At 68.8% G+C, this 12,921-nt stretch carries 13 protein-coding genes; 9 read left to right on the forward strand and 4 right to left on the reverse strand.

The window, feature by feature from the left end:
- Positions 1-73 precede the first annotated feature (73 nt).
- Entirely contained in the window at positions 74-1,264 is a 1,191-nt protein-coding gene (locus H0264_RS35275; RefSeq protein WP_181581535.1) for an erythromycin esterase family protein, read from the forward strand.
- Here the strand turns inward: H0264_RS35275 and H0264_RS35280 are convergent, their stop codons facing one another.
- Positions 1,265-1,411 (reverse strand): hypothetical protein, encoded by a 147-nt coding sequence (locus tag H0264_RS35280; protein ID WP_244976046.1) that lies wholly within the window; start codon positions 1,409-1,411, stop codon positions 1,265-1,267.
- Positions 1,412-1,569: 158 nt separating this feature from the next.
- Here H0264_RS35280 and H0264_RS35285 point away from each other — a divergent pair, with 158 nt between their 5' ends.
- A complete protein-coding gene (locus H0264_RS35285) occupies positions 1,570-2,448 on the forward strand; it encodes an oxygenase MpaB family protein (RefSeq protein WP_181581536.1) in 879 nt (292 codons plus the stop codon).
- A 129-nt stretch (positions 2,449-2,577) separates the two neighbouring features.
- A complete protein-coding gene (locus H0264_RS35290; protein ID WP_181581537.1) occupies positions 2,578-3,990 on the forward strand; it encodes an MFS transporter in 1,413 nt (470 codons plus the stop codon).
- Here the strand turns inward: H0264_RS35290 and H0264_RS35295 are convergent.
- The 3 genes from H0264_RS35295 to H0264_RS35305 form a co-directional block, all read right to left on the reverse strand.
- Positions 3,974-4,243 (reverse strand): hypothetical protein, encoded by a 270-nt coding sequence (locus tag H0264_RS35295; RefSeq protein ID WP_181581538.1) that lies wholly within the window; start codon positions 4,241-4,243, stop codon positions 3,974-3,976. The two genes, H0264_RS35290 and H0264_RS35295, sit on opposite strands and share 17 nt — an antisense overlap.
- Positions 4,244-4,357: 114 nt before the next feature.
- On the reverse strand, positions 4,358-5,266 hold the full coding sequence (locus H0264_RS35300; protein ID WP_181581539.1) for a LysR family transcriptional regulator: 909 nt from the start codon (positions 5,264-5,266) through the stop codon (positions 4,358-4,360).
- A gap of 103 nt (positions 5,267-5,369) precedes the next feature.
- A complete protein-coding gene (locus H0264_RS35305; protein ID WP_181581540.1) occupies positions 5,370-6,647 on the reverse strand; it encodes an oxygenase MpaB family protein in 1,278 nt (425 codons plus the stop codon).
- 125 nt (positions 6,648-6,772) lie between these two features.
- Here H0264_RS35305 and H0264_RS35310 point away from each other — a divergent pair, with 125 nt between their 5' ends.
- From H0264_RS35310 to H0264_RS39410, 6 genes are all read left to right on the forward strand, one after another.
- Positions 6,773-7,762 carry an ATP-binding cassette domain-containing protein gene (locus tag H0264_RS35310; protein ID WP_338040115.1) on the forward strand — a complete coding sequence of 330 codons (990 nt, stop codon included), beginning with the start codon at positions 6,773-6,775 and terminating at the stop codon, positions 7,760-7,762.
- Between the two features lie 19 nt (positions 7,763-7,781).
- Positions 7,782-8,483 (forward strand): ABC transporter permease, encoded by a 702-nt coding sequence (locus H0264_RS35315; protein ID WP_181581541.1) that lies wholly within the window; start codon positions 7,782-7,784, stop codon positions 8,481-8,483.
- Positions 8,484-8,511: 28 nt separating this feature from the next.
- Positions 8,512-9,642 (forward strand): sensor histidine kinase, encoded by a 1,131-nt coding sequence (locus tag H0264_RS35320; RefSeq protein ID WP_181581542.1) that lies wholly within the window; start codon positions 8,512-8,514, stop codon positions 9,640-9,642.
- The gene (locus H0264_RS35325) at positions 9,639-10,001 is read left to right on the forward strand and encodes a hypothetical protein (protein WP_181581543.1); all 363 of its coding nucleotides are present in this window, start codon (positions 9,639-9,641) and stop codon (positions 9,999-10,001) included. The genes H0264_RS35320 and H0264_RS35325 overlap by 4 nt, the downstream gene beginning before the upstream one ends.
- Complete coding sequence (locus H0264_RS35330) at positions 9,998-10,639, forward strand: response regulator (protein ID WP_181581544.1); 642 nt, start codon at positions 9,998-10,000, stop codon at positions 10,637-10,639. Before H0264_RS35325 ends, H0264_RS35330 begins: the two co-directional genes overlap by 4 nt.
- A gap of 96 nt (positions 10,640-10,735) precedes the next feature.
- Positions 10,736-12,835: a serine/threonine-protein kinase gene (locus tag H0264_RS39410; protein WP_181581545.1), complete on the forward strand. Its 2,100-nt coding sequence runs from the start codon at positions 10,736-10,738 to the stop codon at positions 12,833-12,835.
- Positions 12,836-12,921 lie beyond the last annotated feature (86 nt).

A 12,921-nucleotide genomic window follows, 5' to 3' on the forward strand; every position in this document is an offset into this window, starting at 1 on the left:
GCTCGGGTGCCTGACGACAACCCGGTCATTCGACAGAGGCGAGCATCGACGGGTGGTACCTAGCGTCGGTGGCATGACTACGACGTATTCCGCCGATGTGCTCGAATGGCTGCGGGCCGCGGCGCACCCTGTAACAGGTACTCGATCAGATGACACCGGGGCGGATCTCGAGTGGCTGACCGGCGGGCTCGGGGACGCCACGGTGGTCGGGCTCGGCGAGTCCACGCGCTTCTCGGCGGAGACCTTCGGCGTGCGGGCGCGGATCTTCCGGCTTCTCGTGCGGGAGTACGGATTCCGCGCGCTCGCGGTGCAGGACGGGGCTCGGGCCGGGGAGCGGATGGATCGGTTCGCGCTGGGCGGGGCGGAGACGGCCGAGGAGGCGCTCGCGCAGGCTTGGGCGCCGCTGCGGACGCGGGAAATGGCGGAGACGCTGCGGTGGATTCGGGAGTTCAATCTCACGCATGCGGCGGATCCGGTGCGGGTGTTCGGGATTCAGCCGCCGCACGCGGAACCGTCCGATTACGACGCGGTGCTCGAGTTCGCGGGGCGGGCTGCTCCGGAACGGCTGGCGGAGTTCACTTCCCGGCTCGAGACGATCCTTACGGCGCATCGGATGGACGAGCATGTGCAGCGCCACAATGGAATTCATCCGGGTCGGCCGTTCGCCGAGCAGGCGCGTGAGGTGGTCGAACTACTCGAGACGCTGCCGGTCACCGCGGAACGGGATGCCGCGCTGGCACATGCCCGATTGATCCGGGAGTTCCACGAAGGCAGCGTCGCGGGCCGGGGTGGTTTCGCCAAAGATGAACGGGCGGAGTCTGATCGGATCATCGATTGGCACGAGCGCACCGGAGCGCGCATCGCCTACTGGGACGGCATTTCGCACACCGGTGTGCTGGCCGATGGTCTGGGCGGGCACTTGCGCGGGCGGTTCGGCGATGGTTATGCGGCCGTCGCCATCGGGTTCCATCACGGAGATCTGGGCCTGACCGTGGTTCCCGAGCCCGCCGCGGATCTGGTGGACGCGCAGTTGGGTGCGGTGGGACTGGATGCCTTCGCGGTGGATCTGCGTTCTGCCGCACCGGAATCCGTCCTGGCATGGCGGGCGGGACCGGCGGCGCTGCGGGTGATCAGCGGGGTGTACGACCCGGCACAGGATGCGGCGGCACGGATGACGGTGCCCTCCCTCGCCGGGGCGTTCGATGTGCTCATCCACATTCGCGAGGCCACGCCGGTCGACTGGCTGCCGGTCGGCGAGCAGTGATCACACCGTCGCGGCGACGCGCTCCACGATCGGCCGCCACCATTCGACGGGGTGCACGGCGAGGCCGACGACCTTGCCGGCGTCGTCGGCGCGGCGCAGGTACAGGGCGGACCGGAAATCGGGATCCGCAGTCGAGATCGCCTTCATGGGCAACACTCTGGCGAATCACCGTGAACGCGGCGTGACAGGGACCGAAACACTGCGCACCGTCCCACTCGATGAATGATTGACTCTCAATCGCTCTCATCCTCCGCGCTTTCCGGTTATGGTCGGACACGTTGTCACGGTGGGAGGGAGCCCGCGGAATGGGCAGGTTCATCAAGAGTTTCGGCTGGGACGTGTCCGCGCCACTGGGCCCGGAATCGCTGACCTGGAAGCACTTCGGCGATATCCGCTCCATGTTGATCCTGGGCCGCGCCGGGACGCTGCAGAATATGCACCCGGTTCTGGACAAAGCGCTGCAGGAGCATTCGAACTTCTTCAGCGATCCAATGGACCGGTTCGATCGCTCCATCAAGCCGATTCACGCCATGATCTATCAACCGCGCGCGGGCGAGAACGCCGCCACCGTGCGGGATTTCCACAAACCGATCAAGGGCGTGGACGAGCAGGGCGAGCGGTATCACGCGCTGGATCCGGACGTGTTCTGGTGGACGCACGTCACCTTCTACGAGTCCATCATCGCCACCCAGGAGTTCTTCGGGACACCGCTCAGCGAGGACGAGAAGCGGCAGCTGATCGCGGAGGGGCTGACGTGGTGGCGGCTCTACGGGATGAGCGAGCAGCCCGCGTTCGGGGATTACGAGAGCTACCAACAGTATTGGCGGCACATGTTCCAGGAGGTACTGGGCAGCAATCGCACCACCGACTTCGCGGCGGCCATCCACCGGGCGAAAGTGCCCGCACCGCCGGGGATTCCGGAGCCGGTGTGGCGGCTGGCGCGGTTTCCGGTGATGAGTATCGGGGTGTGGATCTCGAACGCCACCATGCCCGCCGAGGCGCGGGAAATACTGGGCTGGAAGTGGACTCGCGCGGATCGAGCCGCGTTCGGGGTATTCCGGCGGGTGGTGCGGTTGACGTGGGAGATCGCGCCGAGGCGGCTGCGCTACATCCCTGATTCGTGGGCGGGCATGCGGCGCTACGACGAAGATCCTGCGGCCTACGCGGAGAGCGCCGCGGGCTGAGGACGGCGGTCCCGGGCCGACCCGGACACCGCGTTGCGGCTTCGCCGCCGACGCGACCCGCCTCCCCATCCGGTGTGACTCAGCGTTTCCGACGCCGAGACGGCATTGGTTGCTGCCAGGATGCTGTCCATGGCGCATGCAGGACGGACCGCAGCGGCCGAACCCATGACGGCTCGGCAGATCACGGTGCTGGCCATCTGCTGCACGGCCGTGCTCATGGCCTATCTGGACACCACGGCCATCAATGTCGCGCTGCCGGCCATCGGTCGCGACCTGCACGCCTCGCTGTCCGGTGCGCAGTGGACGGTCGCCGCCTACACCGTGGTGATGGCCTGCTCACTGACACTCGCGGGATCACTGGGCGATCGGTTCGGGCGGCGCACGGTATTGCAAACCGGCTTGGTCCTGTTCGCCGCGGGATCGCTGGCGTGCAGTCTCGCGCCCTCGCTGGGCTGGCTGGTGGCCTTCCGCATGGTGCAGGCGATCGGCGGGGCCACGCTGAGCCCGGTCGCCATGTCCATTCTGAGCGCGACCTTTCCGAATCCGGCGCAGCGGGTGCAGGCCATCGGATTGTGGAGCGGCACCATGGGAATCAGCATGGCCGCCGGGCCCGTGGTGGGCGGATTCCTGGTGGATGCCATCGGCTGGGAGGCCGTGTTCTGGATGAACGCGCCGATCGCGGCGGTCACGCTGGTGCTGACCGCACTGTTCGTGCCGCAGTCCCGGGCCGCGCGGGCGCGGGATCTGGATCCGGTCGGGCAGGTGCTGGTGATCGGATTCCTGGGTGCGCTGGTGTTCGCGATCATCGAAGGGCCGCACCGGGGATGGGATTCGGCGGTCACCCTCGGCTGCCTCGGGTGCTCGCTGGTCTGCCTGACAGCCCTGATTGCGTACGAGTCACGGCGGGCCGAGCCGCTCATCGATGTGCGGGCCTTCCGCTCCCCCGCCCTGCGCGGCGCGACCGCCATCGCGGTGTGCGCTTACGCGGCAATGGGCGGGTTCCTGTTTCTGAATACGTTCTTCCTGCAGGAGGTTCGCGGCGATCGGCCGTTCCGGGCCGGGCTGGAACTGCTGCCGATGGCGGCGGCCATGTTCGTGTTCAGCCCGCTCTCGGGGCGGATCGTCACGTGCTGGGGTGCGCGCACGGCGCTGGTGGCCGGGGCGGCGACGGCCGCGGTGGCGAGTGCGGTGCTGGCGTATACCTTCGACGGCGGCGGGCAGCTGGTCCTGCTCGCCGGGTACGCCTTGTTCGGCGCCGGAATCGGTTTGGTGAATCCCCCCATCACGGACGCGGCAGTGTCCGGATTACCGCCGGATCAGGCGGGTGTGGCCTCGAGTCTGGCCTCGACATCCCGGCAGATCGGGCAGTCGCTGGGTGTGGCGGTGATCGGGTCGATCCTGGCCGCACACCACGGCGCTCTCGACTCGGCAGCCGCGTTCCATACGCCGGCGCTGCTGAGCTGGCTCACCATTGCCGGGGTGAGCCTGATCGCGCTGGTAATCGCTGTGATGACCGGTCGGTCCGCTACAGCTCGTCGGTAGGTGGAAGTACAGGCAGGACAGGGTCTTCCAGATCTTCCAGCGCCGCCAGCTGGAGGTGGATGAAGGCGGCTACCCGATGCCGGGTCGATGCGGGGAATCCTTCGAGATCCGCTGCGGTGAGCACCTTTTCAGCGGACGGATAATTCTGCAGATCATCGGGCACTTCGCCGACGAGTTCTAGGTGTGGCCGCGGTGTGGACGTCGGACCTTCGGGCTCGTCCGGGTCTTCCGCGGCGACAGCGGTTCGCGCCATGGTGTGACCATAACCCCTCACCGGCCCGCTCGGGAGCCGTTGGCGCACTTGGGCCTTCATTACACCATTCGTATTTCGCACCGGCATGGGGTGGGTCACATCCGGCACGGCTCGTCAGGCGGGGCGGCGGGCGATGGTGTAGAGATCCCGGGCCGGACCGGTGGGACGCTGACCCTTCGGCCATACCGCGCGCAGCGAACGGTCCAGGTCGAGGCCGGTGACGGCGGGCGAGATCAGCGAACCGTCGGCCAATTCGCTCGCCACCGCCAGCGAACTGAGCACCGCCGGGGCGACGCCCTCGGCCACCGCGGTCTTGATGGCCGTGGTCGAGGACAATTCGAGCAGCACATTGGGTTTCCAGCCCGGAATCCCCCGAATCATGGCTTTCTCGAACGAAATTCGGGTGCCGGAACCGCCCTCCCGATAGATGAGCGCGGTGTCCGCCAGCTCCTGCGCGCTGATCTCGGAACGCCGAGCCCAGCGATGCCCCGGCCCGACCACCACCAGCAGGCGATCCCGCGCCACCACATGACTCTCCAGATCGCGTGGCACCGACGGGCTCTCCACGAATCCGATCCCGGCCCTGCCCTCCAGCACGGCCTTGCCCACCTCCGCCGAATTCCCGGACACCAGCGCGATGGAGGTGTCGGGCATGCGCGCCCGCAGCGCCATGAGCCATTTGGGGAACAGATACTCGGCGATGGTCTGGCTGGCCGCCACCCGCAGCCGCGAATCCCGCTGCGCGCGCAGGGTGTCGATACCGGCATCCAGCCGCGCCGCCGCCTCCACCACATCGCGCGCCCACTCGGCGATCAACGCTCCCGCCGCCGTGGGCCGCGACCCCAGCGTGGTGCGCTCCAGCACCGGCACCCCCACCAGCTGCTCCAGATACCGGATCCGCGAACTCGCCGACGGCTGACTGATCCCGTGCGCCTGCGCCGCCCGCCCCAGACTGCCCAGTTCGATCACCGACAGCAGCAGGTCGAGCGCACCCAGATCCGGAACCCGCGGGGACAGTGGCATAGGCCGAGTCTATGTAGCCGACCGGTCGCCATGCCCGCGCGCCGACCCGTGTCCGGAAACGTGCAGCAGTGCCACCACCGATCCGAGAACAGACCGCGATGGCTCAGCGGCGGAATTCCTCCACGGGCTGGAATTCGGCGGCGCGGTCGCCTACCTCGTTGCGGTACCACTGTTCTCTTCGACGGCGTTGGACGCGGTCGGCGACGGTGTTCAGGGCGGGGAGGGTGCGGCGGAGGGTTTCGGCGGCGAAGACGACGGGGGCCTGGGCGAGGGGGTGCAGGATCCAGGGGAAACGGGTGGGCATGCGGTGGCGGGCATAGGTTTTCGGAGGAAGCCAGAAGGCGGTGTAGCCGATCTGGACGCGGTAGTTGAATTCGTCGCGGATGCGCTTGGGCCAGGGGGTGTTCGGGGCCGGGGCGAAGGCGGGGAGGTAGGACTCGACCAGTTCTTCGCCGTCGGGGCCGGCGGTGTGGGCGCGTTTGACGAAGGCGGCGAACATGAGCTGCACCGCTTCGCGGAAGTCGCGGGGGTACCAGGCGGGCTGGACGCCGAGCAGATGGCCGACATAGCGCCAGAAGTGCAGGGTGGCTTCGATTTCGGGCTTGGTGGTCTGGTGGCCGACGCTCCACAGGGCCAGACCGGGGACGACGCTGCCGCCCATGAGGGTGAGGGTGGCGTCGCCGACACTGATGGGGACACCCCAGGCGTCGTAATCCCATTCGGGGCGCTGCATGAGCTTGCGGCGGATGAAGACGTGCATGATGCGCACCCGCATGGCGGTCTGGCGACCGCGCGCGCCGGGAGCCAGGCCACCCGGATCGGAGACGTCGATCCAGAAGCGGACGGTTTCCAGTTGCCGCTTGTGCGCCTTGTCGCCGGCGTAGCCGCCCGCATAGGACAGCGGCTTGGCGATCGAGCTCTCCGAATACATTTCGAGGGTGCTGGTGGTGGCGAAGCTGAACACCGAGGTGCCCCAGCGACGGAAGACTCGCGCGCCCTGCTCGACCAGGTCCAGGTCGAGCCAGTCGGGGGCGGTCTCGAATTCCTCGAACAGGCGGATGAGCGAGGGCGGGGCGTCGGGCACCGAGTCCACGCCGTGCGCCAGGGCCTGATCCAGCATGGCGCGACCGGCTTTGGGGCCGATGTCGCCGAGGTACACCTCGTCGACGAACGCCTCGGCCACCGGATCGGCCTGGTAGTAGGCGGCGGCGAAGGAGTCGACGAGTTCGCCGGAGGGCTGCGGATCGAAGCCGAAGGCCAGGCGCGCCGCGCGGCGGGCCCATTGCACGCGTGGGTCCCAGACCTTCTCCCAGTAGCGGAACTCCGTCGGAATCTTGCCTGCCGCAGCCGTTTCCAGCGTCGCGGGCGCCTTGCCACTCATGTCTGCGGAGCCTAGGCGAGCCGGCGCAATTTTGGCAGGGGTTCTTGCCAGATTTGCTCGGCGAATTCCCCGCTCGCCGGTCCGCCCTACACCGAAAGGGTTAGCCGATCGTGTGCTGTCGGCCGATGGCCGCGGCACCCGAACCCGGCATCGTCGGTACGGACAGCGTCACCACCGGCGCGATCCACGAACGAGGGGAACGAGAGATGATCCAGGCGCGCGGCCTCAGCAAGCACTACGGCGACGTCCGCGCCGTCGGCAATCTGTCCTTCGATGTCCAGCCCGGTGTGGTCACCGGATTCCTCGGGCCCAATGGCGCGGGCAAGTCCACCACCATGCGGCTCATGCTCGGACTCGACCACGGCGGCGGACGGACACTGTTCGACGGGCACACCTACGGCGAACTCACCGACCCGCTGCGCTCGGTCGGCGTCATGCTGGACGCGCGGGCCGTGCATCCCAAGCGCACCGCACGCGGGCACCTCCGAATGGTCGCCGCCGGCGCGGGAATCGACCACGGCCGGGTGGACGAAGTGCTCGATACCGTCGGCCTCACCAGCGCCGCCGGCAAGCGCGCGGGCGGCTTCAGCCTCGGCATGCAGCAGCGGCTCGGACTCGCCACCGCCCTGCTGGGCGATCCAGCCACCATCATCCTCGACGAACCCGCCAACGGGCTCGACCCCGAAGGCGTGCGCTGGCTGCGTGACACCCTCAAAAAGCTGGCGCAGCAGGGCCGCACGATCTTCGTCTCCTCGCATCTGCTCAATGAGATGGCGCACCTGGCGGATTCGCTGATCGTCATCGGCACGGGTGAACTCATTGCCGCGGAATCGGTCCCGGAGTTCGTGAACCGGAATACCGCGCAGCGCATCGTGGTCCGGTCGGACCGGCCGCGTGAACTCGCGGACGCGCTGTCCCGCAATGGTTTCCAGGTGGCGCTCGAACCCGATGGCACGGTGGTGGTGCGCGGGCACGACCGGCAGGCGGTGGCCGCGATCGCCATGCGAGCCGGACTGCTGATCACCGAACTCACCCAGGCGCAGTCCAGCCTCGAGGAGGCGTTCTTCCGCGCCACCGCGGGCGCCGCCCAGTACCGCGGTCACGTCACCGCCTGAACCGGAAGGAATCCGACTCATGACCAACGCGATTCGCTACGAACTGACCCGGCTGCGCACCGTGCGGTCGACCTGGGTGCTGCTGGGCAGTGGCCTGGTCCTGCAGGCCCTGATCGCCCTGATCGTCATGAACAAGACCGATCTCACGCCGGGCGCACAACTCACCATGGCCTTCGACGGGCTGCCGCTGCTGCTGGTCTCGCTGTTCAGCACCGCCGTGGCGGTGAGCGCGTTCGGGCACGAATACCGTTACGGCACCATCACCACCACCATGCTGACCCTGCGCGCGCCCGGGAAGGTCCTGGCCGCCAAGGGGCTCACCTGCGGCGCGCTGGCCGCGGCGACGGGGGCCGCGCTGGTGGCCGTCACGCTGGCGGTGCAGGCGGCGGTCTCCTCCGTGCCGGGTGAGACCGCGCTCATCGCACGGACTTTCGCAGCGGTCATGGTGTACACGACGCTGGCCGCACTGGTGGGACTGGCCATTGCCGCACTGGCCCGCAATGCCACCTTCGCCATGGTCGCGGCCATCGGACTGCCTACCGTGGTGGAGATGCCGGCCATGCTGGCCGGAGTCAGCCCGAAGCTCATGCCGTTCACCGCGGCAGGACGGCTGGTGGATCCGAGCGTGGGTCATCCGGCGCTGACGGCACTGCCGCTGCTGGGACTCACGGCTGGTTTGCTGACAGTTGGCGGAATCATGCTTGCGCGCCGTGACGTGTGATCAGGGCCGCATGGCTAGGGTAGCCAGGGTGAGCAGGCATCGGATACGCACCGTGATCCTGGATGTCGTGCTCGCCCTGGCTTTCGGCCTGTTCGCCGTCGACCAGGTCAATGGGTCGCCCATCGGCGTGCTGCCCGCCGCCTGGGGACCGCCGCTGGCGGTGGCGGCCGGTGCGGCCCTGCTGTTCCGGCGATCCGCGCCGATTCCCGTGCTCGTCGCCTGCGTGCTCGCCGATATCGCGGCCGGCGCGAATCTGCCTTCGGCGCTGGCGCTTTACACGGTGGCCAATCGGTACGGCAATACCGCGCGAACCTGGGTGTCCACCATCGCTAGCATGGTCGCGGGGGCGGTGCCGTGGGGTGTGTGGACGAAATACCAACTGACCAACAGCGCACCGATCTCCGTGCTGTTCTTCCTGGTGCCGGCGCTGCTCGGACTGTGGATCAATCAGCGCAGGCAGGTGCTGACCGGCCTGCGCGAACGCGCCGAACAGGCCGAGCGGGAACGTGATCTGCGCGCCGCGGCCGCGGTGGAAGCCGAGCGCCTGCGCATCGCGAGCGAGCTGCACGATATTGTCGCGCATCGTATTTCGCAGGTGACGGTGCTGGCGGGCGCGCTCGAGGTGTCCGCCGACGGGAAGCCCGCCGAGATCGCGGGCACCATTCGCGATACCGGAGCGCGGGCGCTGGCCGAGATGCGGGAACTACTGGGTGTGCTGCGCACCGACGCGCCACTGCGGCCCGCGCCCGACCTCGCGGCCGTGCGCGAACTGGTTTCCGACGCGGTCACCGCCGGGCAGCGCATCGAACTCGTTGCGCCCGAACAACTTCCGGAAGTCACGGGGCCGGTCGGGCGCGCGGTGTACCGGCTGGTCCAGGAAGCGCTCACCAATGCGGCCAAACATGCCGCCGGAGCCGTGGTCCGGGTGCAGATCTCGGCGGGCGACACGGTCGAGGTCGATGTGCGCAACGGTGCGGGCGAACGCACTACCCTGGCTGCCGAGGGCTCGGGATTCGGCCTGATGGGGATGCGTGACCGAGTCGAACTGGCGGGTGGCACACTGCATTCCGGCCCGCTGGCCACCGGCGGCTTCGTGATACACGCGAGTTTCCCTTCGCGATCACACGAACAACAACCCCACGACAAGGAGAACACATGACAGCAGGAGATTCCGCACGGTCGGCGACCGGGGGTCTCACCAGCGCAGCACGCGATGCCCGCGAACTCGTCTCGGGACCGGCCGGGGGTCTGGTCGTGCACGCGCATATCCCCGCCGATCACAGCACCCGCGCGGCGAGCGCCGCAGCGGCCCGCGCTCCGGGTTTCGTTGTGCATGTGCGCATCCCGGCCGAGCGCAAGCGGGCCATGGTCGAGAGCGGTGCCGTAGGGGAACGTCGCGCGGTCGGGGAAGACCGCGCGGCGGGAGCCACCGGCACGGCCGGGCCGGGCCGTGCGCCGAAGGGCCGCGGCAGGGCGGCGAAGACCCCGGAAAGTGCCGCCGTGCGGGCGGTTTCGTGATCCGCGTCGTCCTGCTCGACGACGAGGAACTGGTGCGCTCGGGGATCGCCATGATCCTCGAGGCGGGCGGCGGCATCGAGGTCGTCGCCCAGGGCGGGGACGGGCGCGACATCGTCGACCTGGTCGCCAAGCACCGGCCCGATGTCGTGGTCACCGACATCCGGATGCCGCACATGGACGGGCTCGAGGTGACGCGGCGGGTACGCGCGCTGCCGGATCCGCCGGCCGTGGTCGTGCTCACCACCTTCGGGCTCGACGAATACGTCTACGCCGCACTGGAAGCCGGGGCGGCCGGCTTCCTGCTCAAGGACACGCCCCCGCGCGAGCTCGCGCACGGGGTGGAGGTGGTGGCGCGCGGTGACGCCATCCTCGCGCCCGCCATCACCAGACGCATGCTCACCGCCTTCGCCACCGGCGCCCAGCAGCCCGAGGCGCGGGCGCAGCTCGAACAGCTCACCGAGCGCGAGGGCGAGGTCGCGCTGGCGGTGGCCACCGGGGCGGGCAATGCGGAAATCGCGCGCACCCTGCACATGAGCGAATCCACGGTGAAGGTGCACATCAGTCGCATCATCGCCAAGCTCGGGCTGGAGAACCGCACCCAGATCGCCATTCTCGTGCACCGCGCCGGGCTCGCGTGACGCGCTGAGCGGGGCCCGCCGCAATCCTTGATTCTTGGCTCAGCGGATCCGTGAACTGCCACAATGGATCCGCGACGAGGAGCCGAGGGACGCGCCATGACCAGTCCGCACCACCCGCTCACCGTCGGATCGCGGTTCGGGCCGTACCGGCTGGACCGGCTGATCGGACGCGGGGGCATGGGCGAGGTGTATCAGGCCTACGACACGGTCAAGGACCGCACGGTGGCCATCAAGGTGCTGCCCGAACGGCTCGCACAGGATCCCGTGTACCGGCAGCGGTTTCAACGCGAATCGCACGCGGCGGCCCGGCTGCGGGAAGCGCATGTCATTCCCATTCACGATTACGGGGAGATCGACGGGCGGCTGTTCATCGATATGCGGCTGGTGGACGGCGAGAGCCTGCGGGAACTCGTCGATCGGACCGGGCCCGGCCTACCCGAGCGAATGGTCGGCTGCGTCGAGCAGGTGGCGGCGGCGCTGGATGCCGCGCACGCCGACGGGCTGCTGCACCGGGATGTGAAGCCGGACAATATTCTCGTCACCCGCGACGGGTTCGCGTACCTGGTGGATTTCGGGATCGCGCAGTCCAGCACCGATCCCGGCCTCACCAGCGACGGGTCGGCGGTCGGCTCGTACCGGTACATGGCCCCGGAGCGGTTCTCCTCCCGCGACTTCGGGCCCGCCTCGGATGTGTACGGGCTGGCCTGTGTGCTGTACGAAGCCCTCACGGGCGCGCGGCCGTTCACCGGGGAGACCGACGGGCAGATCATGCGCGCGCACCTGTTCGATCCACCGCCCAAGCCCAGCCGGGTGCGCGACGGGCTGCCGGAATCGTTCGATCCTGTCATCGCACGCGGCATGGCGAAGAATCCGAACGAGCGATACCGCACGGCGGGGGAACTCGCCGCCGCCGCACGCGCCGCGCTCTCGGGCAGGCACGACGATGCCACGGTGGTGACCGGCACGGTGGATTCGGCTCGGGCACACACGGAACCGGAGCACGCCGTCGCAGCGGCCGGAGCCACTCCGCCACCGCAGCATTCGGCCGCCGATGCGGCCCCGCTCGGCGGAGCTGCGGCCCTGGGCAATGTGGGCGGGCTCGGCAGGGCGGGCGACCCGGTGCCGCGACACCGTCCGAACCGGCTGCTGCGCGGTGCGGCGCTGGTCGCCACGCTCGTGGTGGTGCTCGCGGCGGTGACTTTCGCCGGGTGGGCGGTGGCGCTGGGCAATCGAACCGACGGTGTGGCGGTGGCGGGGGAAACCGCGTTGCGCCAGGCCGATATCGAACTGCTGTCGCTCGTCGGGCCCATCGGGTATCAGCGGTCGAACTGCTTTCGCGAGCAGGGGGACTCGTCGATGGTGGCGTTGTTCGGCTGCCAGGCGAATCCGGCGGCGTCGGCACCGTATGCGCGGTTCTTTCGGTTCCGCAGCATCGATGCGCTGACCACCTACTACAAGACGGTGGTGCTGGAGGGACTGAAGGGCACGAGTTGCGCGGGCGATCCGGTGGGCAGCGACGCCGCCTCGGTGGTCGACGGGAAGACGCTGGGGCGCAAGACCTGTGTCGAGAGCAAGGTGGACAACCCCGGCTCCCCCAAGCCAACCCTGGTGCTGACCAATGAGAATGCCGTCGCCATGGCCGTCTACGTGTGGGCGGACCCGACCGAGAAGGCGCTGCGGGACTATCGCGCCGTGATCAATGCGGGTCAGTTCCGGACCGCCGAGAACGCGCAGGACCCGGACGAGAAGACCCAGGACGACCGGCAACTGCTGGCGCACACCGGCGACGCCTTCCGCAAAGGCAACTGCCGCCATGTCGATCCGCCCGGCGCGTCCATCGTCGCCGCGCTGGACTGCGCCACCGAACTGGGCAAACCCGCGGTCAGCTGGATGGGCTTCGCGGATCGACGCGGCGCGAACACCCTCTACCAGGGCAATATCGCGCAGTTCGGCGGCCGGGCGTGCGGGGGCGGCGCGGGATCGGACGCGGTGTGGCGCAAGACCAGCGGCGTGGTCGGACGGTTCTTCTGCTTCGACTCCACATCCATCGTCGGCTCCCCCATCGCCTGCCTGATGGCGGTGCACGACGAATTCATGCTGGTGCTCATCGCCTGCACGGCCCCGGCGGAGAGCCCGGAGGGCGGGCCGAAAACCGAAGCGGCACTGGCCGCCTACTTCGAGGAGGACTTCGGGTAGGTCCGCCGTTAACGGTCGCCGCGCGCCCGGCAATCACAAGCAGTGTGGCGGATATCCATCCGGTCACAGTGGATCCCTGACGAGGA

Source organism: Nocardia huaxiensis (assembly GCF_013744875.1).
GTDB lineage: Bacteria > Actinomycetota > Actinomycetes > Mycobacteriales > Mycobacteriaceae > Nocardia > Nocardia huaxiensis.

Coding starts and splice junctions, on each gene's coding strand:
- H0264_RS35275 (WP_181581535.1), top strand. CDS start 74: ATGACTACGACGTATTCCGCCGATGTGCTCGAATGGCTGCGGGCCGCG.
- H0264_RS35280 (WP_244976046.1), bottom strand. CDS start 1,411: ATGAAGGCGATCTCGACTGCGGATCCCGATTTCCGGTCCGCCCTGTAC.
- H0264_RS35285 (WP_181581536.1), top strand. CDS start 1,570: ATGGGCAGGTTCATCAAGAGTTTCGGCTGGGACGTGTCCGCGCCACTG.
- H0264_RS35290 (WP_181581537.1), top strand. CDS start 2,578: ATGGCGCATGCAGGACGGACCGCAGCGGCCGAACCCATGACGGCTCGG.
- H0264_RS35295 (WP_181581538.1), bottom strand. CDS start 4,243: ATGGCGCGAACCGCTGTCGCCGCGGAAGACCCGGACGAGCCCGAAGGT.
- H0264_RS35300 (WP_181581539.1), bottom strand. CDS start 5,266: ATGCCACTGTCCCCGCGGGTTCCGGATCTGGGTGCGCTCGACCTGCTG.
- H0264_RS35305 (WP_181581540.1), bottom strand. CDS start 6,647: ATGAGTGGCAAGGCGCCCGCGACGCTGGAAACGGCTGCGGCAGGCAAG.
- H0264_RS35310 (WP_338040115.1), top strand. CDS start 6,773: ATGGCCGCGGCACCCGAACCCGGCATCGTCGGTACGGACAGCGTCACC.
- H0264_RS35315 (WP_181581541.1), top strand. CDS start 7,782: ATGACCAACGCGATTCGCTACGAACTGACCCGGCTGCGCACCGTGCGG.
- H0264_RS35325 (WP_181581543.1), top strand. CDS start 9,639: ATGACAGCAGGAGATTCCGCACGGTCGGCGACCGGGGGTCTCACCAGC.
- H0264_RS39410 (WP_181581545.1), top strand. CDS start 10,736: ATGACCAGTCCGCACCACCCGCTCACCGTCGGATCGCGGTTCGGGCCG.